This is a genomic window from Vibrio gallicus (genome assembly GCF_024346875.1).
Lineage (GTDB): Bacteria > Pseudomonadota > Gammaproteobacteria > Enterobacterales > Vibrionaceae > Vibrio > Vibrio gallicus.
Map to the genome: position 1 here is coordinate 960626 of NZ_AP024871.1, position 23397 is coordinate 984022.

Genomic DNA, 23397 nt, shown 5'->3' on the forward strand with positions numbered 1-23397 from the left:
CAAACCTTTTGCGGTCAAGATAAAATGGGCTTATAGCGCAGGGATATCTGTAATGGATAGGTCGTTGAGTTTTATTACCTCAACTTGCTGCTGCTGCAAGTGTGTAACAAGCGCCTGCTCCATGATTGGAACTGCGGCTTGGACTTGGTCCGATAATTCAAAACTCATAGATTCAAGTACAGTGGGGCTGACGCCAAGTACGTAAGTTTTAGGGCGATCGCCGACGATATCCATCATATTTAGGGTAGCTAACATTTCAACTTCGTGGGCACTACCTTGAAAGTCAATATGGCTTGGAACCGCATCAAAATCAAAGAAGTAAACCTTACCGGTCTCCTTTTCTGATGAGTTAATCGTATCGATGACCACGACCTGTTCATATCTACTTAGCAAAGGAATAAGCCCATGGGCAAGGGTGCCTCCATCAATAATATCGATGTTATATAGGCTGCTATTGAGCTGATATTTTTGTTCGATCAGTTTTGCAAACCTTACGCCGATACCTTCATCGGCGTAAAGAATGTTACCAATCCCTAAGATTAAGAGATTGCTCACTTATTGAAATCCCCGTGATCGTGATGATCGGGGTGATAGTAATCTAACCCTGAAATCATAGGGTCAACTGAGCTCACCTTAAAACGAACCGCAGTGAAGATCACCATATAAATATGAACAATGATAAACACCAAGAAAACCCAGGTGACTTCGTGATGCAGGGTGCGAATGAAGGCTAATCCACCAACATCCTCAAGCATACCTACAACCCAGTTTGCGATAGGCAAGATAGCGCCACCAAGGTTATCGTGATATACGTTTGCATATAAGATAAGTCCGGTTGCACACATCAGCATAATGACCAAAGTCAAAAAGAAATAGGTCATAAACTGCAATACATTGTAAGCGCCATTTTTTTCCTTTGGCCCTTGATATGTATAAGCCTTCATTACCGATATCCAAGCCTTGATCTTGAAAATATCTTTAAATGAACGGCGCTCAATATCGCTTCTACTAAAGAAGAATAAATAGGTTCTAATCATAGTAATGGCAACCAAAAGGAAGCCAAATATTTGATGTGTAAAACGAACCCAGCCCTGGACTAGATGGTCACTCGTTCCCATTGATACCAAAAACGGCCATGAGATGTAGAAACCAGTAATAGCCAGCATTCCGATAGCCACCAGTCTTAACCAGTGGCAGATTCGAATTGCAGCACTAAAGGTTACTTCACGAGCGTAACGTGCTTTGTTGTTAGCCATATGAATATCCTAATTATACCGCGGGTTTCACTTCAAACTGGCTGAGTTCATTGCCTTCGAAATCCATAACGTGTACAGCACATGCCATACATGGGTCAAACGAGTGAATGACACGAATAACCTCTAAAGGTTTCTTAGGATCTTCAAGTTTCAAGCCAATTAAATCCGCTTCGTATGGACCAATATTGCCATTTGCATCAACAGGGCCTGAGTTCCATGTCGATGGAACAACCGCTTGATAATTGGCAACCTTTCCGTCTTTAACACGGATCCAGTGACTGAGCATACCGCGTGGCGCCTCAATCATAGAGTAGCCCTCACTTTCGCTTGGAACCTTGCTCATATCAGGTTTACGATAGGTTTCGTCATCGACTAAAATATTATCGATTAGCGCTTGTAAGGTTTCGAATGCTGCGTTGGTTACGATACGTGTTTGCAGCATACGTGCCGCCGTACGGCCTAAGGTGGTAAATAGTGCTTCTACCGGTAATCCGGTTGTTTTTAAGAAGTCATTTACTTCATCGACAACAACTTGATTGCCTTTAGCGTAGTTCACCACCATAGATGCTAACGGTCCTACCTCAAACGGTTGACCATCATAGCGAGGTGATTTAACCCAGCTGTATTTACCGTCTTGGTCTAGGGTCGGTAGCTTACCGTATACGGTTTCGCGATCCTTCATCCCGGTATATTCCGGTTCAGTTTGACCATCAAATGGGTGCAGTGGTTCATCACCTTTGTACCAAGAGTGGGTCACGTCTTCCTTAATAAGGCTAGGGTCAAGGTCGAATACCTGACTGATGTCGCCGTTCTTAATTACACCGCTGTGCAGCAAGTGAGTCTCGCCTTTAGTGAAGAATTCTTGGGTAGTTAAGAAGTTTGGAACACCGACCTTGCCCAGTACTGAAGGCTCGGCTTTGTACGCTTCGGCTGCCATCAAGATATCAGGGTAGTAAGCGCGTTCGATAAAGTCTTGTACCGTTGCTAGCTTAGTCTTCCACTCTTGTAAACGTGCCGGGTTTAGCATGTCTCTAACTGAGGTAATCCCGCCGACAACCAATGATTGAGGGTGTGGGCTCTTACCGCCAAAGATAGCCATTAGCTCCGCGGCGATACGCTGAACATCTAGAGCCTTTAGGTAGTGAGACAAGGCAATTAAGTTCTGCTCTGGGGTGAATCTGTAGGTTTTGTTTCCCCAATACGCATTGGCAAATGGACCAAGCTTACCGGTATCAACCAGTTTTTGAACTTTTTGTTGAGCGGCTCGTAAATCACCCGCGCCAGCGGCAATAGGTACATCAGTATACTGCAATGCAACCTGAGCGGCTTTTTCAGGGCTTGCTGAAAGAGCGGCAACGACATCTACCCAATCCAGGGCATGCAGGTGGTAAAAGTGGACGATATGGTCGTGAATATTTAAAGATGCATGGATCAAGCTGCGAATGAACTTGGCATTTTTAGGGATCTCTACCCCCAATGCTTTCTCTACCGCTTCAGTACCACAACGATAGTGCGAATAGGTGCACACCCCACAAATACGCTGTACTAATAAGCCAACGTCAAATACCGAGCGGTCTTTTAGGATAACTTCAATACCACGCCATAATGACGAAGAAGAGTAGGCCTTCTGTACCACATTGTTTTCATCAACTTCTACTTCAATGCGTAGGTGACCTTCGATACGAGTGATCGGATCTATAACGACACGCTTGCTCATTACGCTTCCTCGTCCAGTTTTTTACCAAAAATACTTGCTACAGCATGGACAGTGATGCCCACAGCAGCAATACCTAATACAGCGGTACCAATATAATCTGAGGTCTTATCAAGGCTTGATGTAAAGTCTCGACGTCCTAGAGGTTTTTCAAATTCCGACATTGCATCCCAAAAGTTTGGTTCAGAGCAGCCAATACAACCATGCCCTGCGAGAACAGGCCAACTGGTGCCACCGTTGAAACGCTGAGTTGGACAGTTGTTGTAGGTATAAGGACCCTTACAGCCAACCTTAAATAAGCAGTAGCCTTGTTTAGCGCCTTCATCACCAAACTCTTCTACAAATTCACCAGCATCAAAGTGACCACGACGCTCACAGTTGTCGTGAACTCGTGCACCGTATGCCCAACGTGGGCGGTTGTAGATATCAAGAGGTGGCAGTTTGCCAAACATAATGAAGTACATCAGTGTGCCAACGATATTTCGCTCACTTGGAGGACAACCCCCAAGGTTCACCACTGGTTTATCAATTACCTTGTGAATACCTTTAGCGCCCGTTGGGTTGGGAGCGGCAGCTTGTACGCCACCAAAAGAAGCACAGGTACCAACTGCAACAATAGCCGCCGCGCCGTCTGCAGCTTCTTCTAGGATTTTCATCCCAGTTTTGCCTTTGGCTCCGACGGTTAAAAATGTGCCATTATTTGCCGTAGGTACTGCACCTTCAACAGCCAGTAGGTACTGGCCGTGGTAAGCACTTAGTGCATGCTCAAGGTTTTCTTCAGCTTGCCAGCCGGCAGCTGCCATTAATGTCTCATGGTATTCAAGAGATAAGTGGTCAAAGATCAGCGTATCTAGGGTAGGGGTATCGGCGCGAACCAGAGACTCAGAACACCCTGTACATTCAGCGAGGTGCAGCCATACCAAAGGAATACGGTCAGAGAGTTCCGCTGCTTTGGCGACCATAGGAGCAAATTCCATAGGCAATGCAAGCGCGGCGGCAGTCATCGATGACCATTTCATAAATTCACGACGATTAATGCCCGATTGGTCGATGTTTTCTACCAAAGGGGTCGTCTTCATCGCTGGCATAGCAGATAGCTTATCTAATCTGTTTTTACAGATGTCCATCAATGCTTGATAATTGAACATGGTGTTGCTCCGACAATTATAGTTTTTTATATAAAACGCAAAAAAGCACTAATGCTAATGCAATTGATGATGCGCTGAGCGGACCGTTAACATGGCTATGAATAAAGCCGGTGTTATGTGCAAAGGCCGTCATTGGTAAACATGCTACGACAGCAAGTAATTTTTTCATTGTTGTGATTCTCCAATTAGTGCTACACGGCTAACATATGCGAGGAAGCTGTTCACCGGTGGGCATAAATAGTTTTTTTTGTGCGCCATATAAACTCTCGATAAAGACACCATCAACAGAGTTAACAACGTTACCGATTATGGTTGCGTCTTGTCCAAAGGGGAGGCTTTTGATAGTCGCCAGCAGAGACTCAGCCTGCTTAGCGTCTACAAAAATTACCGCTTTCCCTTCGTTGGCCATTAACAGCGGGTCAAGGCCGAGTATTTCCGAAACCGCAGTCACTTCTGGATGAAGAGGCAAGGAGGCTTCGTTGATGATCATTCCAAGCTTGGATTGGTCTGCTATCTCATTACATACCGCAGCTACTCCACCACGAGTGGCATCGCGCATCGCGTGTACACCTGGGTGTTGCAATAGCGGTTGGGTTAATAAATTCAATGGTGCGCAGTCGCTCACAATTGAGCCAGATAAGGCTAATTCATTACGTGCTTGTAAAATAGCGACGGCGTGATCGCCTAAGGTACCGGTGACGATAATCTTGTCACCGTTTTGGATCTCAGTCGTAGCGACATTGCATTGGCTCGGTATGACGCCAATACCAGCAGTATTAATAAAAATCTTGTCACATGCCCCTCTAGCGACAACTTTGGTGTCACCCGTGACTATGCTAACCCCTGCCTCTTTTGCCGTTTGCGCCATAGCGATTACGATTTGCTCAAGGTCGGTCATAGGTAAACCTTCTTCAAGAACAAAACCGACGCTAAGGTACTTAGGAATTGCGCCACCTACAGCAAGGTCATTGACCGTGCCGCAGACTGCGAGTTTCCCAATATTGCCACCTGGGAAAAAAATTGGGTCAATCACAAAACTGTCAGTGGCAAATGCAAGGCGGTCGCCTTGTTGCGCTAATGCATCTAACGGGATACGAGCCTGATCTTCTAGGTTATTTAGCTGTTCATTATTAAAGTGGTGTAGAAACATCTCTTTGATAAGAGACTGCATCTTTTGACCACCACTTCCGTGTTCTAAGGTTATTAACTGAGACATAGTATTTAGTGAACACTTTTTTGAGCGAATGCGCGATAAAATCAAATTACGCGGGTGGGCGCAACAACTGTAAATGTAATTATAGATTCATTTAATGGAATGCTGACAATTTAACCAAAAGCGACTTTTTTAATGCACGCGGTTATGTATTAAAATCCGCCGGCCCAACGGTCAAATTCGTTGATTTTATGCCATTCCTTCTCTGTACGAGGTTTTGGAAAGTAGGGGAGTCTGAGGAGTTTTTCGTCTGGCAACAATACCCAATCAGGGGTAATTTTTAGCCGTTGAATGTGTTGGCTATTACTGGCTTTTACATACATGTAATAGCCATCACTGTGGGTATTTGCATAGCTGGCAACCTTGACTTTATCCCCGTTGGGGAGTTGAACCATGCGCCCGAGTGGAAAGAGTTGATGCAAAGCAAAGCTGACATGGGCGTCTTGGCAGATACCTTGCTTAAATCGTGATAAACCAATAACGGTCGAGGTAGTACGTAGGCTCCAACCCGCAAGAGACAATCCCTTAAGCGTGTCTTTGAAAGGGACACCCTTCTCCATACCTTCATTGGAAATAAATTGCACTATGACATCATCATTGTTTTGCTCTAGGATCTGCAAAAATTGTTCGCCAGTCTTGTCTGCGAGAAGTTTCATCTTTCACCCGATAGCTCATAGAGAGCGGTTGCCTTTGAGACCTTTTCGACTCAAGGGGCTATTGTCGAAATGCTATTTAGCTATGTCATTTGAGGATAACACCTGCGACAAGGGATATTTTAGGTGAAAGCTTAGATATAAAAAAATGCCCTAATAACCGGATGTCGGGTTATTAGGGCAAAGTTGCTTCACGAAGGTTATTAGATGTGCTGACTATAGTTGTTTCGAACAGGGCAAGTCGCAAGAATATCTCGGTGCCCTGATTCCTTCACCTCTTCCAAAATTACATCAAAACCCCATAACCTATATAGGTGCTTTAGAACATCTTCGTGATTATCGGCCAGTGGAATTCGCTGATGAGGCACATGTTGCAAAGTGAGTGAACGATTCCCTTTGACATCAACGTTCCACACCTGAATATTGGGCTCTAGGTTGCTTAGGTTGTATTGCGCCGCGAGGGATTCTCGTATTTGTTGGTAGCCGACTTCATCATGAATAGCGTCCACTTCGATATAATTCTTTCTATCGTCATCGCGAATGGAAAATAATCGAAAATCACGAATTAACTTAGGCGACAGATATTGGCTAATAAAGCTCTCATCCTTGAAGTTTTGCATTGCAAAATGTACCGATTCAAGCCAGTCACTACCGGCTAAATCAGGAAACCATTCTCGGTCTTCATCGGTGGGATGCTCACAAATTCTACGTATGTCTTGGAACATAGCAAAACCTAGAGCGTAGGGGTTGATGCCGTTGAAGTAGGGACTATTGTAAGCAGGTTGTGCTACAACACTGGTGTGGCTGTGTAAAAACTCAAGCATGAAGCGATCAGTGACTAAGCCCTCATCATATAGATGGTTTAAAATGGTGTAGTGCCAAAATGTGGCCCAGCCTTCATTCATTACTTGGGTCTGTTTTTGCGGATAAAAATATTGGCTTACCTTGCGTACGATACGCACGGTTTCGCGCTGCCATGACTCTAATAGCGGGGCATGCTTTTCTATGAAATAGAGGATGTTTTCCTGAGGTTCATTGGGGAATCGGATCTGTTCTTGATGCTCTTCACGCACACTCTTAGGTACGGTTCGCCATAATTCGTTGACCTGTGATTGCAGATATTTTTCGCGCTCTTCTTGCCTATGTGTCTCTTCGGCAATGGAGATTTTTTCAGGGCGCTTATATCTGTCTACCCCATAATTCATCAACGCGTGACACGAATCGAGTAGTTTTTCTACCTCTTCAACGCCGTACTTCTCTTCGCAGTTGGAGATATAATTTTTGGCAAACAGTAGGTAGTCGATAATTGAACCGGCGTCGGTCCAGGTTTTGAACAGATAATTGCCTTTGAAAAATGAGTTGTGTCCGTAACTTGCATGCGCAATAACGAGTGCCTGCATGGTGACGGTATTTTCTTCCATTAGATAGGCGATACAAGGATTAGAATTGATCACTATCTCGTAGGCAAGACCCATCTGACCGTGCTTGTAGTTCTGCTCAGTTTGAATGAATTTCTTACCAAATGACCAATGATTGTAGTTGATAGGCATACCGATACTGGAGTAGGCATCCATCATCTGTTCGGCGGTAATCACTTCTATTTGGTTGGGATAGGTATCTAGTTTGTAGTGCTGTGCGACACGCTTAATCTGCTGGTGGTACTCCTCAAGTAACCCAAATGTCCAATCGGGCCCATCGCAGAGCGGTTTAGTTTTAACATCCTTGGTCATAATACCTTCCTTAAGCGATCTCTTTTTTAAACAGTTCTCTAAATACAGGAAAGATGTCGTCTTGAGTACGAATGTTCTTCAATGCAAAATTGTCGAATTGTGAACTGACTTTTTCGTACTCATGCCATAAGGTTTGATGGCTACGACGGGTTATTTCTATATAGGAATAGAACTGACATTGCGGCAATAAAGCGTCCTTTAAAAGCGCACTACAACGTGGTGAGTCATCAGCCCAGTTATCGCCATCTGACGCTTGCGCCGCATAGATGTTCCATTGTGCGGTAGGGTAACGCTGTTTGACGATATCATTCATTAGATTGAGAGCGCTGGAAACTATAGTTCCGCCAGTCTCTTGTGAATAAAAGAACTCGTGTTCGTCGACTTCTTTGGCTTGAGTATGGTGACGGATAAATACCACCTCAACGTTTTCGTAGGTACGGTTCAAAAATAGGTATAGCAGTACGTAGAAACGCTTAGCAATATCCTTGGTTGCTTGGTCCATAGAGCCTGACACATCCATCAAACAGAACATGACTGCTTGGCTGGAAGGTATAGGGCGTTTTTCGTAATTCTTGAATCTCAGATCGAAGGTATCAATAAAAGGGATGTTTTTGATCTTGCTACGCAGTTCATCGATCTGCTGCTTTATTTCTTTTTCTTGAAAGGGTTGTGCCGGCTCTTGGATTTTTAGAGAGTCAAGCTCGCTTTCAAGATCCCGTAATCGACGTTTTTTACCTGCGGTTAGCGCGGTTCGTCTTGCCAAAGATTGTTGCAAGGAGCGAACTACCGATATATTGGCAGGAATACCCGCAGATTGATAACCAGAGCGATGGGTCTTCCACTCTGTGATTCGATTTACCTGCTTTTTTTGTAGATTGGGTAGAGCTAGGTCTTCAAATAGGATATCCAGATACTCTTCTTTGCTTATCTGAAACATGAAGTCGTCTTCACCTTCACCGTCAGGACTTGCATCGCCCTCTCCGGAACCGCTACCGCCTTTACCACTAGGCGGTCTTTCGACACGATCACCGCGAGTAAATTGGTCATTTCCAGGATGTACACGACCCCGATCTCCCCCTTGCCCTTGATGAAACATCGGTTCGGAGATGTCTTGTTTTGGGATCGTAATATCTTCACCGTTCTCAGTATCAGTAATAGAACGACGATTTACGGCATCGGAAACCGCTTCTTTGATTTTTTGTTTATGTCGGCGAATAAAGCGTTGTCGATTAACCGTACTCTTATTCTTACCGTTCAGTCTTCTGTCAATAAACTGAGCCATGTACCACCTCTAATTCGATAAACAGTGGGAACTCCCTGTTCGATAATATGGGTTAGGTGAGTGCCCTTTACTTTAAAGGGCACTGTCTTACCGATATCTAACTGGCTTTATGAGGATTTACGCACGCGTAAATACCATTCAGAAAGTAAGCGAACCTGTTTCTCGGTATAGCCTTTTTCCATCATACGAGCCACGAAATCATCGTGTTTACGTTGGTCTTCGGTGGATGTTTTCGCATTAAATGAGATGACAGGCAGTAACTCTTCAGTATTTGAGAACATCTTCTTCTCAATCACTGTGCGCAGTTTCTCATAGCTGGTCCAATTTGGATTTTGCCCGCTATTATTGGCGCGAGCGCGTAGTACAAAGTTTACGATTTCATTTCGGAAATCTTTCGGGTTACTAATACCAGCTGTTTTCTCGATTTTTTCTAGCTCATTGTTGAGCGATGAGCGATCAAACAGTTGTCCGGTTTCAGGATCGCGATACTCTTGGTCTTGGATCCAGAAATCGGCATAGGTGACATAGCGGTCGAAGATGTTCTGCCCATATTCAGAATAAGACTCAAGATAGGCGGTTTGTACTTCTTTACCGATAAACTCGACATAGCGAGGTACTAAATAGCCTTTTAAGAACTCTAGATAGCGCTCAGCGGTTTCTTGCGGGAATTGCTCGCGCTCTACCTGCTGTTCGATCACATAGAATAGGTGTACAGGGTTTGCTGCTACCTCAGTTTGGTCAAAGTTAAATACCCGCGAAAGGATCTTAAATGAGAAACGGGTAGAAAGCCCAGACATGCCTTCATCAACGCCAGCGAAGTCTTTGTATTCTTGATGGCTCTTGGCTTTTGGGTCTGTGTCTTTGAGGGTTTCGCCATCATAGACTCGCATCTTGCTATACAAAGATGAGTTTTCTGGATCTTTTAAACGCGACAAGATAGAGAACTGCGCTAGCATGTCCAGGGTGCTAGGAGCACAAGGGGCGTTACAAAGCTCACTGTTTTCAAGTAGCTTCTTGTAGATTTTGACCTCTTCAGAAACACGTAAACAATACGGTACTTTTACTATGTATACGCGGTCTAAAAACGCCTCATTGTTCTTGTTGTTTCTAAAGGTCTGCCACTCGGATTCGTTGGAGTGAGCGAGAATCATACCGTCAAATGGCAGCGCAGATAACCCTTCAGTACCGTTGAAGTTGCCTTCTTGAGTCGCAGTTAAAAGCGGGTGCAATACCTTAATCGGCGCCTTAAACATCTCAACGAATTCCATAAGCCCTTGGTTGGCTTTACATAATGCACCGGAGTAGCTATATGCGTCAGGATCGTCTTGTGAGTAGTGCTCAAGTTTACGAATATCGACTTTGCCGACTAACGTTGAAATGTCCTGGTTGTTTTCATCACCAGGTTCGGTTTTTGCAATGCCCACTTGATCCAAGATAGAAGGGCGAACCTTGACCACCTTAAATTTGGTGATGTCACCACCAAATTCATGCAGACGTTTTGCAGCCCAAGGGGACATGATGGAGCGTAAGTAGCGTGACTCTATGCCATACTCACTGCGCAGTAGTTCTGCATCTTCGCTTGGGTCGAATAAGCAAAATGGGTGATCATTCACCGGGCTTCGCTCACCGTTGGCACTCAGAATATAGATAGGCATTTGTTGCATTAAAGCTTTCAGCTTTTCTGCAATAGATGATTTACCACCGCCAACTGGACCTAGAAGATATAGAATTTGTTTTTTCTCTTCTAGACCTTGGGCGGCGTGTTTGAGATAGGATACTATCTGTTCTATCGCTTCTTCCATGCCATAGAAATCTTTGAATGTGTCATACCTTGCGATAACGCGATTTGAAAAAATACGGCTTAGATGTGGGTCTTGAGCCGTGTCGATAAGTGTCGGTTCCCCAATAGCATGAAGAAGACGCTCCGCAGAGTTAGCGTATGCGGTTTTGTCTTCTCTACACAGTGATAGAAACTCCTGAATAGATAACTCTTCTTCCTTGGAAGCCTCGTATCTAGATTGGAAATGGTCGAAAATACTCATAACAAAAATCCCCTTTAAAATGTTACAAGACCAGATGAAAGATAGCGTTCTCCCCCTAATATAATCCTAGTCAGAAATGCACAGATTTGCTTGAAATATAATAACTTTTTTCTCAAACTAACTACCTTGTTAGACCCAAATTATGTATATAATCAGCAATAACAATAGGCGCTATTGGATGCGCGTAGAACGAAAGGGATGTTGGGTGAAATTGTTAACAAGTATTGCAGTGAGCACCATGTTGGTCTCGGGTGGTGCATCCGCTGGTTGGTCTGTAGGTGTCGGTGCATCATATTCACCTGCTGTGTATAAAGGAACACCGTCAAATCGAGTCGTAATCCCTGTTATAGGTTATGAGGGAGAGCATGTTTATTTTCGCGGATTCTCAGCTGGTTATCGAATTTGGAAGCAACGCTCGCCACATAACATTGTGTTCAAATTAGCCTATGACCCGCGAACCTTAAAACCATCAGACTCTGACGATGCCTTTGTTAGGCAAGTGGACAAAAGAAAAAGTACTGCATTGGGTGGGGTGTCATACCAGTATATGAACCGTTCCTTAGGTATGTTTGAGTTAACACTTGCTGGTGACATGCTTGGCCGTAGTGATGGCGCATACGCAGAAACCGTATATCGCATCCCGTTTCGAGGAGAGCGATGGATGCTAACCCCTGCGCTGGGTTTGGCGTGGAACTCTTCGAAGCTTAACAATTACCTATATGGTATCTCGGATAGTGAGGCAGACCGTCTAAACGTCGATAGCTTTGCCCCAGCGGGAGACACTCAAGTGTTTGTTGGCTTGAGAGGTCTGTATAGCATAACCGATAATATTCGCTTCGTAGCTGGGGTGCGCTATACCCAATTACAAGGGGATCTAGAACACAGTCCATTACTTGGTAGTACCCACTCGACTGCGGCAAACATTGGCGTGGTATACGCTTTTTAGATAAAGTTTCTGGATAAAAAACACCCCAGTAATGGTGTAAATTACTGGGGTGTGAATTCTAATATTAGCAGAGATGGTTAGGCGTTGAATACCTGAGTGATTTCACTGGCAGACAAATGATACTGGCGAGGACAGTTGCGCCACGTAGTAAGCATGCGACGATATTTATCAAGCATTGGCACTTGGCTGTTAAAGTGATGGTCTGCTTTATCAAATTGAGGGTAAAGCCCTTCAGTGTCGGTAATAAAGCGAACGTAGTTAACAATATGTGCTTCGGTTGCAATATCAAAGCCCAAAAACATCAGACGACGCTTATCGACTTGGCTTTGATTGTTCGCATCAAGCATCTTGTAAGACTCTTGCATCGCATGATACATCTCCATAATGTCGATAATTTCACGACAATCGGATTCGCTTATATGACCAAAATCTTTGTCCAGCTCTCGCATTTGTAAGCCATAGCCGCGTTCAACGATTTTTTGTAGACGCTCATATTTGTCTTTATCCTCTGGAGAGAGTTTTGACATTAGATAGTATTGGTTTGAAAGGATCAAACGCTGTGCGTTAGTCATTTCCATAGTAGTATTTCCCTCGAGTCACAATAAAAAGCCTTCAAAAAGTGAAGGCTAAATCTATAGGCTTAATGCCTTAATATTTTACATTGTTGTTGTATTGGCTAAGAATTCCAGCGATCTTATCCATAGTTTCTTTTGATGGTGGTTCAACGTCGTGTAGTGGGTAATCAAAGCCCATAGCTTCCCATTTGTGCTCACCTAATCTATGGTAAGGAAGTAGCTCAACTTTCTCGATGTTGTCCATATCTTTAATGAACTCACCTAGCATATGAATCTCTTCTTCATCATCGGTATAGCCTGGAACTATAACGTGACGAATCCAGGTTTTTTGACCGATTTTTTGTAGATAACGAGCAAAGTCTAGGGTGCGACGGTTTGAAACTCCGATGAAGTCGTGATGAATCTCGTCTTTCATATGTTTTAGATCGAGCATCACAAGGTCAGTAGCCTCAAGAATTTCGTCAATGACTTCAGTATGGCGACGTACATAGCCATTGGTATCAAGGCAGGTATGAATGCCTTCAGCTTGTGCGGCGCGGAAAAAGTCACGAACGAATTCTGGTTGCATTAGAGCCTCACCACCTGAGCAGGTGATACCACCACCGGAAGCATTCATAAAGTGACGGTATGATTGTGCTTCTTTAACCAGCTCATCTACCGTGACTTCTTTTCCGCCGTGTGGATCCCATGTGTCTCTATTGTGGCAATACATGCAACGCATTAAGCAGCCTTGTAAGAATACAATAAAACGAATTCCTGGCCCGTCAACGGTACCGCATGATTCAAAGGAATGGATTTTACCTTTCATATTAGCTCTCAAACTGATTAAACGTTTGTCGCAGGCCTTGGATCAGACTTTGCGATTTGGATAGCTTCAGTGTATTACAAATAAGAGGCGAAACCTAGGTTAAGCGCTTTATATTCTTGGGTTTTTATAGCCAGATTTTAAGTAGGAAATATCCTGCAAATTGCTTCATAATTAGGAACTGTTGATGATTTAGTCAGATTAATTTGCAATTGGTGCGATTAATCTATAATTTTGTCGCCCCGTTATCGGTTTCCCAACACAAGGACTTCTCTTGAGCGATTCTCAATTTAAGCAACTATCACTGTCTCAGCCTTTACTAGACAACCTTGCAACCTTAGGGTATGCACAAATGACGCCTATTCAAGCACAAAGTTTACCTATGATGCTGGAAGGTAAGGATGTGATAGGTCAGGGCAAGACCGGCTCTGGTAAAACAGCCGCATTTGGTTTGTCACTGCTTAGCAATTTGAATGTTAAGCGCTTTCGAGTTCAATCTCTGGTGTTGTGTCCAACGCGAGAGTTGGCTGATCAGGTGGCTAAAGAGATCCGTAAGCTGGCACGTGCTATCCATAATATTAAGGTATTAACCTTGTGTGGTGGCATGCCAATGGGGCCGCAGATAGGCTCTCTTGAACATGGTTCACATATTTTAGTAGGCACGCCGGGGCGTATCTTAGATCACCTTGAAAGAGGTCGTATTAACCTCAGTGAGCTAAACACCTTAGTGCTGGATGAAGCAGACCGTATGCTAGATATGGGGTTCCAAGACGCGTTGGACGCCATCATTAGTGAAGCGCCTTCTGAGCGTCAAACCTTGCTGTTTAGTGCGACTTTCCCAGATAAGATCAAAGAGGTTGCCGCGCGTATCATGCAAAACCCACAGCATGTGAAGGTGGCGTCTACTCATGATAAAAGCAGCATTGTACAGCACTTCCACAAAGTCGGTAATGATGATGATCGTATGAATGCACTGGAGACTCTGCTTTTGGTGCATCAACCGGAGTCAGCGGTTATTTTTTGCAATACCAAGCGTGAAGTAAAAGATGTGGCGGATGAGCTTCATTATCGCGGCTTTAGCGTGATTGATATCCATGGTGACCTAGAACAACGAGACCGAAATCAAACCTTAGTGCAGTTCTCTAATAAAAGTGTCTCTATCTTAGTGGCAACCGATGTTGCAGCGCGTGGCCTTGATGTTGAAAACCTAGATGCAGTAATTAACTATCAGCTTTCACGTGACCCAGAAGTCCACGTTCACCGTATCGGTCGCACTGGGCGAGCTGGCAGTAAAGGCGTGGCTTGCAGCTTGTTTAGCGACAAAGAACATTATCGCGTCGCTATGATTGATGAGTATATGGATATTGCGATTGATGCAGAGCCATTGCCACAAGCCCAAGACAAATCACCACTTAGACCTAAAATGGTTACGATTGATATTGCTGGTGGTAAAAAGCAAAAAGTACGTGCAGGGGATATCTTAGGAGCGCTTACTGGACAAAACGGTGTTGATGGTAAATTGGTGGGCAAAATCAACCTATTCGATATGCGCTCATATGTGGCAGTCGATCGCTCCATTGCCTCTGCCGCCCTTAAAAAACTTGAAAACGGTAAGATGAAAGGGCGCAATTTTAGAGCGCGCTTGATGAAGTAAAAGACGAATATAAGATATTTAATCCCGGTAGCTACACACTACCGGGATTTTTTTTAGAATAACCAAAATAGGGCAAGAGAGCCGTTGGTATGAAACGAGCGCGGATCTTCTCGGTAATCACGGGTTTTGGTTGAAACAGCGAGGCTCGCCCCCCAACCTCGGTAATACCCCAACACACCGGCGGTAACGGTCGCTTGTAGGTGCTCGACCTCAGAGGCGGTAATTCCGTCATCTGGCCTGTCACCCTCGATAGTTATATCATTGAATCTAAATCGCCCTTCGAGACCACTGTACAGATACCATCCGCTTTTGCTGCGAATGATCAAACCTGGGTCGATGGAGGATTCGTTATTAACCTTAGCACTGCCAAAACTGGAGCCCAAGTTGCTCCCCCAACGCCACATTGCGCCTCCTGCTAACTCACTTCTGAAATTCCCTGCCATGATTCTACCCTGAGTACTTAGTTCATGAGTTGTGCTGCCACTTACAGAGCTTTCATACCACTTATCGTTTCGTTGATAGTTTAAATTCAAAACCACCTGATTGCTTATTTGGTTGTCCCAACCTTGGGGATCATCCGATTTAATAATACTGTGTACAAATTTCTGTCCTTGCTCGGCGTAGGAGTTCGGTCCCATAGTGCCAAACATTAGGCTATAAGAATTGATACTGTCAGGTTTGATGGCATATAGAGTCGATGATAGGTAGAGAAGGCCAGCATAGGGGCGCTCGCCTGGTACGGGATCGGGATTCTCTATATCCTTTGGCGTCCACATCTTCTGTCCAAGTTCAATATTAAACCGATGTAGGGTATCGCCATTGGGTGAAGCATCAAAATCTGTACCTGGTAAGGCGTTGAATATACTGTCGTGGCTGATATCAAAATCGTTGGTGTAGCTTATAAATACACCATTGGTATAGTCTTGATCCGTAGTAACTATGCTGTCGTTATCTATCCCGAAATAGATAGAGCTATTTTGGGCGAATGTAGGCGCTGTAAATAAAAGGGAGAGGATAAAAAGGGGGCGCGCTAGCGGTTGTGGGTAAGGTGACATATTGCTCCATGCTCATACTTCATGTCTTAATCCATTGACTTGAGTATGCCACATAAAGGTAAAAAAAAACCCCGCTAGTGCGGGGTTTAATTTGTAACTTTCAGTCTAGGTCAAATTTTGACTTATAGAGACTCAGTGAAAGTACGAGCGATAACGTCTTGTTGTTGCTCTTGAGTTAGAGAGTTAAAACGCACTGCGTAACCCGATACACGGATAGTTAGCTGTGGGTAGTTCTCAGGATGCTTAACTGCATCTTCAAGAGTTTCACGGTTTAGAACGTTAACGTTAAGGTGTTGACCACCTTCTACTGAAGTTTCATGGTGGAAGTAACCATCCATAAGACCAGCAAGGTTAGCACGTTGGCTATCTTCGTCTTTACCTAGAGCGTTAGGTACGATAGAGAAAGTATAAGAGATACCGTCTTGTGCATCAGCAAATGGTAGTTTACCAACTGAAGTTAGAGACGCTACAGCACCTTTCTCATCACGTCCGTGCATTGGGTTTGCACCTGGAGCAAATGGAGCACCAGCACGACGACCGTCAGGAGTGTTACCCGTTTTCTTACCATAAACCACGTTTGAAGTGATAGTAAGGATAGACTGAGTAGGGATAGCATTACGATACGTGTTAAGTTTACGGATCTTGTTCATGAATGTAGAAACAAGGTCACAAGCAATATCATCAACACGTGGGTCGTTGTTACCGAACTTAGGATAGTCACCCTCGATTTCGAAATCGACAGCGATGCCATTTTCGTCGCGAACTGGTTTAACAGTTGCGTATTTGATTGCAGATAGTGAGTCAGCTGCAACAGATAGACCAGCAATACCACAAGCCATTGTACGCTTAACGTCACGGTCATGAAGAGCCATTAGAGACGCTTCATAGCTGTATTTGTCGTGCATGAAGTGGATGCTGTTTAGAGCAGTTACGTATTGCTTAGCTAGCCAATCCATGAAGTGATCCATACGTTGCATTAGATCGTCGTAGTCTAGAACTGCGTCTTCGATCTTAGGCATGTTAGGGCCAACTTGGATCTTAAGTTTCTCATCCACACCACCGTTGATAGTGTAAAGCATAGTTTTAGCAAGGTTAGCACGAGCTCCGAAGAACTGCATTTGCTTACCAACAACCATTGGAGATACACAACAAGCGATAGCGTAGTCATCAGACTCAAGGTCAGGACGCATTAGGTCATCATTTTCGTACTGGATAGAAGAAGTATCGATAGATACTTTAGCACAGAACTTTTTGAAACCTTCAGGTAGTGCTTCAGACCAAAGAACAGTGATGTTCGGCTCTGGAGAAGGACCCATAGTGTATAGGCTGTTTAGGAAACGGAAGTTAGAACGAGTAACTAGTGTACGTCCGTCAAGACCCATACCACCCATTGACTCTGTAGCCCAGATTGGGTCACCAGAGAATAGTTCATCGTATTCAGGAGTACGTAGGAAACGAACCATACGTAGCTTCATTACGAAGTGGTCAATCATTTCTTGAGCTTGAACTTCAGTGATTTTGCCAGCAGCAATATCACGTTCGATGAAGATATCAAGGAAAGAAGAAGTACGACCAAGTGACATAGCCGCGCCGTTTTGAGATTTAACAGCAGCTAGGTAACCGAAGTAAGTCCATTGGATAGCTTCTTGAGCAGTTTCTGCAGGTTTAGAAATGTCTAAGCCGTAAGAAGCTGCCATAGCTTTGATTTGACCTAGAGCACGATGTTGCTCTGCAATTTCTTCACGAAGTTGCATAGTCATGTGTAGGTCTTCGCCGTTTTCAAATCTTTCTTGTAGAGAAGTGAATTGAGCTAGTTTGTCTTTAATTAGGAAGTCAATCCCGTAAAGAGCGATACGACGGTAGTCACCAATGATACGACCACGGCCATATGCATCAGGAAGACCTGTTAGAACGCCAGATTTACGACATTTTAGGATTTCTGGAGTGTAGATATCGAATACGCCAGCATTGTGCGTTTTACGGTATTCTGTGTAGATTTTCTTAACTTCAGGATCAAGTACGCGACCGTAAGCTTTAGCAGAACCCTCAACCATACGGATACCACCGTTAGGAATGATTGCACGCTTAAGTGGCGCATCAGTTTGAAGACCAACGATAGTTTCAAGGTCTTTTTCGATGTAACCAGCAGCATGAGATGTGATGGTAGAGATAACTGAAGTATCGAAATCAACAGGGGCGTGGGTGCTGTTCTCTTGTTTGATACCTACCATAACTTTAGCCCAAAGCGCGTCAGTTGCTTCAGTACCTTCAGTTACTAGGAAAGACTCATCGCCTTCATATGGCGTGTAGTTTTTCTGAATGAAATCACGAACGTTTACTTCATTTTGCCACTCGCCCGCAGCAAAATTTTCCCAAGCTTTAGCAAATTGCTCTGCCATGATGTACCTACCTTTTTAGTAGAAAAAAAACGTGCATTTTCTTATATCCAATGATGTAAGAGTGTCAGATTGACACCGCACACTAATAATTAATAACAATATGAGTAAATTACAAATCCTGATAACTCATTCGTATTGTTACTACGTAGTGCCTTCCGCCCTAACTCAAAAATAATTATAAATATTAAACTAAATCAATAAAAGCATTTTTTTGCAAACTATGTAGTCAAAACTGAATCTAGATATTTCACACCACCCATAATTTTGTCTCTTGCTAAGAAAAGGGTAGTGCATTCACACTACCCTGCAACCTTTATAAGAAAGCTTTGATGCCATATTGAGGCTCAAGCATGCCGACCGCTAACATAGCGACTAGACATATAACGAACACCCCAACAGGAATAACGATTTTATCGACAAAAGAGAGGCGTGCTGCGCGCTCTTTATCGCCAATAAGGCCATTATTATCTAAGAACATGGTTAATGCCCACGCGAGAACTGGGTTGGCAACAACTGCCGCAAAGATACAGATACCGGCAGCTTGTGAGTCCTTAGTTTCTTTTACCATCTGCATACCAGCCTCTAATAGAGGAAGGAATACACCTACTAGCAGTGCGATACGCATTACTGGAGGCCATACTGCGATATCCATAGGGAAGCCTAAAATCGCAACGATGATACAAAGGACGCCAAGCAGAATCGCGCCACCTGGAATAGGGCGCTTCGCAATCGCCGCGGGAATCATGTAAGTACCCCAAGAAGAAGTGATGTTACCACCACCAACCGCAGTACCAACCATCTGGCGGATAGAACACATGGTCATGGTGTCATCAACATCCATCAAAACTTTTTCAGTTTTCTTTGGATAGTTGAGTTCTTGGAATATACGGTGACCTAGGAAATCAGGAGACCACATGGCTACGGCAAGAATTGCAAAAGGAAGTGATGCAATAAACTGTGACAGGTTAGGTAGGCCAAGTTGCCAACCTTGCTCTGTGCTTCCCCACCAATATACAGGGTTTAGATTTGGAATTCCCATTTGGGTTTCAAAGGAAAGGTCGAATCCAGCACCTAAGGCTAGAGCAATTAACAGCCCTGCAATGGCACAAACTGGGATCGCTAACCAACGCATCCCTATTTTCGCAAGGTAGGCATATATGGCAATGTTAAGACCTAATACAACGAGGCCAACATAACCCATACTGCCGGCAACAACGTCAGCACTTTGTAGACCGCTTGCCCAAGACTGTATAGAACCAATCTGGCTCATTGTCCCGGTAAACCCAAGGAAGATAAGCAATCCACCAGCGGTCCCCTCGGATGTGAGGTTCACCAGCTTTGAGCCACCTTTAAAGTAACTTAATAGCAGGCCGAAAACACCAAGTAACACAGCCAATGCAAGAGGGTGAGCACCCGCTAATGCGATAGAGCCAATAAGTGGAATCATTGGGCCGTGGTTACCAGCAAGGTTTGCTCGAGGGTTAAAAAATCCAGAAGCTAAAACACAGAACAATAATGCAGGGATTAACATCTCAACACGAGCAACTTCAATAGCGAAGTCTTTACCTAGGTGAACATGGTCATATGCTTGGGTTAATCCGTCGGCCCACGACATCATCACCGCTGAGTACATCGCGATAATGCCAATGGTACCTGCTAGTGCTGGCACTAGGTCTTCAAGTTCGAAGCGGAAGTCACGGCCAGGTAGGTTTAAGCCAAAACGGCGTGGCTTCATGATTTGTAGTTCATGGTCTAGATATTCAGAGCGGCTAGAAAACTCTGATGCAGGGCGATGTAGTTCAGAATAACTTTTTTCTTCTGACTGTGCCTTATTCACTGCGTCGGACATAAATCCTCGTTAAATTAATGTAAAAATGAAAGATAGTTACGTTTCAAAAATACGCAAGCCAAAAGGGTGAGAAGCTCAAAATACCGTGACAAAACGATTTTTTGAGGTACACACCACAACTCCGCTTAAACTAAAATTTGAAAATTACTATTCATATTTGAATCTAGTGTGCGAGTTTAACAAGTTGTTACCCGATTTCTCTTGATCTTGATCAGGTAAAGAAATTACTGAAATAAAAATACAATTTTATTTTGCAAATAAAACCGGAAAACACCAGCAAATGTCATATCTAAGGTAAATGTTCAAGATTCAAAAGTGTGGGGTAGATCTCGATGTTACTTAATTGTTATTGCGAGGTGTTTTGTGATACAAAGGGTTTGTATAAGTTGAGTCTAATTTCGTTATTTATGTGGTTAAATTGAATGTTATTCGTTTATAGAAATAAATAGTCACAGTTTATTGGTATTTATGGTTATTAATTAGTGATTTGTAAGCGTTGATATTCGAAATTCATAATGGTAATTTGACCGGCTACCTATGGAAAATTACGCCTAGAGCCCATAACAAGGAGTATTGAGCGGATGAAAGATGTACCCGCATTGCAGATAAAAAATTTGCATAAAACCTTTGGACAAAACGAAGTATTAAAAGGGATCTCTTTAGATGCTCATAAGGGAGACGTTATCTCCATTATCGGTAGCTCTGGCTCAGGCAAAAGTACCTTTTTGCGCTGTATCAACCTTTTAGAAACGCCGACTGCGGGCGAAATTTGGGTTAACGGTGAGCTGATTCAGATGAAAAATGGGCGCAAGGGTATCGCCGAGCCAGCAAATGCAAAACAGGTTCAGCGTATTCGTTCTCGCCTGGCGATGGTATTTCAAGGATTTAATTTGTGGTCGCATATGACTGTTTTGGAGAATGTCGTTGAAGCTCCAATACATGTGTTAGGTGTACCAAAATCACAAGCTATTGAAAATGCAGAACTGATATTAAAGAAAGTGGGTCTGTACGATCGTAAAGATTACTATCCAGGTCACCTTTCCGGTGGTCAGCAGCAACGCGCCGCTATTGCCCGAGCGTTGGCGGTCGACCCTGAGGTTATGTTGTTCGATGAGCCAACATCGGCACTTGACCCTGAACTGGTTGGAGAAGTATTGGGGGTAATGCGTGATTTGGCCGAAGAAGGGCGAACCATGCTAGTTGTTACCCACGAAATGGCCTTTGCAAGAGATGTTTCTAATCATGTAATGTTTTTGCATCAAGGCTTAGTTGAAGAGCAAGGTAATCCTTCGAAGCTGTTCACCGATCCGGAGTCCGAGCGACTCAAACAATTTATCTCATCTATTTATTAACCGAAGTGCTCTTAAAGCACTCACACAACACAACATAAAACCGTAGATCACAGGAGTATGGATATGAAAAAGTGGTTAGTTGCAGCAACAATTGCTGTCACCGCATTGTCAGGTGTAGCACAAGCTAAAGAATGGAAGACAGTACGCTTTGGTATTGAGGGTGCGTACCCTCCATTTAACAAAACGGAAGCTGATGGCACTCTTAGTGGTTTTGATGTCGACATTGCTAATGCGCTTTGTAAAGAAATGGATGCTAAGTGCGTATTAGTTGCCCAAGATTGGGATGGTATGATTCCTTCACTGCTCGCACGTAAGTTTGACGGTATTATTGCGGCAATGTCGATTACCCCTGAGCGTCAAAAGCGTGTAGATTTTACTCATAAATACGCGCAGATCCCAAGTACCTTTGTGGCGAAGAAGGGCGCAAACCTGGACTTTTCTAAAGCAGGTCTAAACGGGGTTAAGATTGGTGTTCAGCGTGCAACAACGCATGATAAATACATCTCTGACAATTATAAAACGGCAGAGATTGTTCGCTACGGATCGTTTGACGAAGCATATTTAGACCTTGCCAATGGGCGCGTATCGGCGGTCATGGGTGAAGCATCTTCATTAGAAGAAGGCGTACTCAATGCAAAAGGTGGCGATCAGTATGAGCTTGTTGGGCCATCGTTAACAGATGCCAAATGGTTTGGTGAAGGTATGGGGATTGCGACACGTAAGCAAGACAAAGACCTGACTGAGCAGCTAAACAAAGCGATTGATTCGATTCGTGAAAAAGGTATCTATCAACAAATAGCGAAAAAATACTTTGATTATGACGTTTACGGTGATTAATCGAGTTTAAATAGGCCCGTTTGGCCTGATTAGTAGTGCCTCTGCTGTCATCGCAGAGGCACTGTTTTTATTGCGGTTATTTCCGCATCTACAAACCAATAGCGAAGTAACGTCTATAACCTTATAGGCAATGTTGGGAAAATATTATGTTTGATTTACAGGGATACGAAGCCACGATACTTAATGGTGCTTGGCTTACCGTACAGGTGGCACTGCTATCATTACTGCTAGCTATGGTCTTAGGTATGCTTGGTGCATTAGCGAAGTTATCCAATTCTTATATAGCTAAGGGGATAGCAACACTATATACCACAATAATTCGCGGGATCCCTGACCTTGTTTTAATGATGCTGATCTTCTTCGGTGGCCAGATATTATTGAACAATAGCCTATACGGCATTAATGAATGGTTAAATAATTATTTCACCTCCAGCGATCCTAATCATGAATGGGTATCTTATCTTCCTGATTATATTGATATAAGCCCCTATGCAGCAGGTATTTTGACCATTGGTTTCATCTTTGGTGCCTATATGGCAGAGACTTTTCGTGGTGCAATTATGGCCGTTGATGTCGGCGAAATGGAAGCCGCTAAGGCGTATGGCATGAGCCCAGTTCTAGCATTCAAACGGGTGTTATTTCCGCAAATGATTCGCCATGCCCTGCCAGGGTTTGGTAACAATTGGCTAGTGTTGCTTAAAACAACGGCACTTGTATCCCTGATCGGACTGGAAGATATGGTGCGTGTTGGTTCATTAGCCGCGGGTACTACTAAGATGCCATTCACTTTTTATATGGCGGTTTCTATTATCTTCCTTTTCTTCACTGCGGTATCGACAGGCATTTTGAAGCTTGTGGAACGTAAATTTAGCATTCAAGCGAGGTAG

19 protein-coding genes are annotated in these 23397 nt (G+C 43.9%); 5 read left to right on the forward strand and 14 right to left on the reverse strand.

The window, feature by feature from the left end:
- Positions 1-30: 30 nt before the first annotated feature.
- The 9 genes from OCU28_RS04405 to OCU28_RS04445 all read right to left on the reverse strand — a co-directional run bounded on the left by OCU28_RS04405 (position 31) and on the right by OCU28_RS04445 (position 11038).
- On the reverse strand, positions 31-555 hold the full coding sequence (locus OCU28_RS04405) for a HyaD/HybD family hydrogenase maturation endopeptidase (RefSeq protein WP_261817128.1): 525 nt from the start codon (positions 553-555) through the stop codon (positions 31-33).
- Positions 552-1256 (reverse strand): Ni/Fe-hydrogenase, b-type cytochrome subunit, encoded by a 705-nt coding sequence (cybH, locus tag OCU28_RS04410; protein WP_261817129.1) that lies wholly within the window; start codon positions 1254-1256, stop codon positions 552-554. The genes OCU28_RS04405 and cybH overlap by 4 nt, the downstream gene beginning before the upstream one ends.
- 13 nt (positions 1257-1269) lie before the next feature.
- A complete protein-coding gene (locus tag OCU28_RS04415; RefSeq protein ID WP_261817130.1) occupies positions 1270-2973 on the reverse strand; it encodes a nickel-dependent hydrogenase large subunit in 1704 nt (567 codons plus the stop codon).
- Positions 2973-4118 (reverse strand): hydrogenase small subunit, encoded by a 1146-nt coding sequence (locus OCU28_RS04420; RefSeq protein ID WP_261817131.1) that lies wholly within the window; start codon positions 4116-4118, stop codon positions 2973-2975. Before OCU28_RS04420 ends, OCU28_RS04415 begins: the two co-directional genes overlap by 1 nt.
- A gap of 199 nt (positions 4119-4317) precedes the next feature.
- Positions 4318-5334: a hydrogenase expression/formation protein HypE gene (gene hypE, locus OCU28_RS04425; protein WP_261817132.1), complete on the reverse strand. Its 1017-nt coding sequence runs from the start codon at positions 5332-5334 to the stop codon at positions 4318-4320.
- A gap of 149 nt (positions 5335-5483) precedes the next feature.
- Entirely contained in the window at positions 5484-5987 is a 504-nt protein-coding gene (locus OCU28_RS04430; RefSeq protein ID WP_261817133.1) for a hypothetical protein, read from the reverse strand.
- A 200-nt stretch (positions 5988-6187) separates the two neighbouring features.
- The gene (locus OCU28_RS04435) at positions 6188-7714 is read right to left on the reverse strand and encodes a SpoVR family protein (protein WP_261817134.1); all 1527 of its coding nucleotides are present in this window, start codon (positions 7712-7714) and stop codon (positions 6188-6190) included.
- A gap of 10 nt (positions 7715-7724) precedes the next feature.
- Positions 7725-8996: a YeaH/YhbH family protein gene (locus tag OCU28_RS04440; protein WP_261817135.1), complete on the reverse strand. Its 1272-nt coding sequence runs from the start codon at positions 8994-8996 to the stop codon at positions 7725-7727.
- Positions 8997-9103: 107 nt separating this feature from the next.
- Positions 9104-11038, reverse strand: coding sequence for a PrkA family serine protein kinase (locus OCU28_RS04445; protein WP_261817136.1), 1935 nt, complete (start codon positions 11036-11038; stop codon positions 9104-9106).
- Between the two features lie 238 nt (positions 11039-11276).
- Between OCU28_RS04445 and OCU28_RS04450 the strand changes: the two genes are divergently transcribed.
- Positions 11277-11984, forward strand: a complete 708-nt coding sequence (locus OCU28_RS04450) for a MipA/OmpV family protein (RefSeq protein WP_390623808.1) — start codon at positions 11277-11279, stop codon at positions 11982-11984.
- A 77-nt stretch (positions 11985-12061) separates the two neighbouring features.
- Here OCU28_RS04450 and OCU28_RS04455 read toward each other — a convergent pair whose 3' ends face one another.
- Both OCU28_RS04455 and pflA read right to left on the reverse strand, forming a co-directional pair.
- Positions 12062-12562, reverse strand: coding sequence for a YfbU family protein (locus OCU28_RS04455; protein ID WP_261817138.1), 501 nt, complete (start codon positions 12560-12562; stop codon positions 12062-12064).
- A gap of 70 nt (positions 12563-12632) precedes the next feature.
- Positions 12633-13367 (reverse strand): pyruvate formate lyase 1-activating protein, encoded by a 735-nt coding sequence (gene pflA, locus OCU28_RS04460; protein ID WP_261817139.1) that lies wholly within the window; start codon positions 13365-13367, stop codon positions 12633-12635.
- Positions 13368-13638: 271 nt separating this feature from the next.
- Between pflA and dbpA the strand changes: the two genes are divergently transcribed.
- On the forward strand, positions 13639-15018 hold the full coding sequence (dbpA, locus tag OCU28_RS04465; RefSeq protein ID WP_261817140.1) for an ATP-dependent RNA helicase DbpA: 1380 nt from the start codon (positions 13639-13641) through the stop codon (positions 15016-15018).
- Between the two features lie 53 nt (positions 15019-15071).
- Here dbpA and OCU28_RS04470 read toward each other — a convergent pair whose 3' ends face one another.
- The 3 genes from OCU28_RS04470 to OCU28_RS04480 form a co-directional block, all read right to left on the reverse strand.
- Complete coding sequence (locus OCU28_RS04470) at positions 15072-16073, reverse strand: lipid A deacylase LpxR family protein (RefSeq protein ID WP_261817141.1); 1002 nt, start codon at positions 16071-16073, stop codon at positions 15072-15074.
- A 122-nt stretch (positions 16074-16195) separates the two neighbouring features.
- The gene (gene pflB, locus OCU28_RS04475) at positions 16196-18472 is read right to left on the reverse strand and encodes a formate C-acetyltransferase (RefSeq protein ID WP_261817142.1); all 2277 of its coding nucleotides are present in this window, start codon (positions 18470-18472) and stop codon (positions 16196-16198) included.
- Between the two features lie 313 nt (positions 18473-18785).
- Complete coding sequence (locus tag OCU28_RS04480; RefSeq protein ID WP_261817143.1) at positions 18786-20321, reverse strand: DUF3360 domain-containing protein; 1536 nt, start codon at positions 20319-20321, stop codon at positions 18786-18788.
- Positions 20322-20902: 581 nt separating this feature from the next.
- On the opposite strand from OCU28_RS04480, the gene OCU28_RS04485 reads away from it, so the two are divergent.
- The 3 genes from OCU28_RS04485 to OCU28_RS04495 all read left to right on the forward strand — a co-directional run bounded on the left by OCU28_RS04485 (position 20903) and on the right by OCU28_RS04495 (position 23397).
- Complete coding sequence (locus OCU28_RS04485; protein WP_261817144.1) at positions 20903-21673, forward strand: ABC transporter ATP-binding protein; 771 nt, start codon at positions 20903-20905, stop codon at positions 21671-21673.
- Between the two features lie 63 nt (positions 21674-21736).
- Positions 21737-22510 (forward strand): ABC transporter substrate-binding protein, encoded by a 774-nt coding sequence (locus tag OCU28_RS04490; RefSeq protein ID WP_261817145.1) that lies wholly within the window; start codon positions 21737-21739, stop codon positions 22508-22510.
- Between the two features lie 146 nt (positions 22511-22656).
- On the forward strand, positions 22657-23397 hold the full coding sequence (locus tag OCU28_RS04495; protein ID WP_261817146.1) for an ABC transporter permease: 741 nt from the start codon (positions 22657-22659) through the stop codon (positions 23395-23397).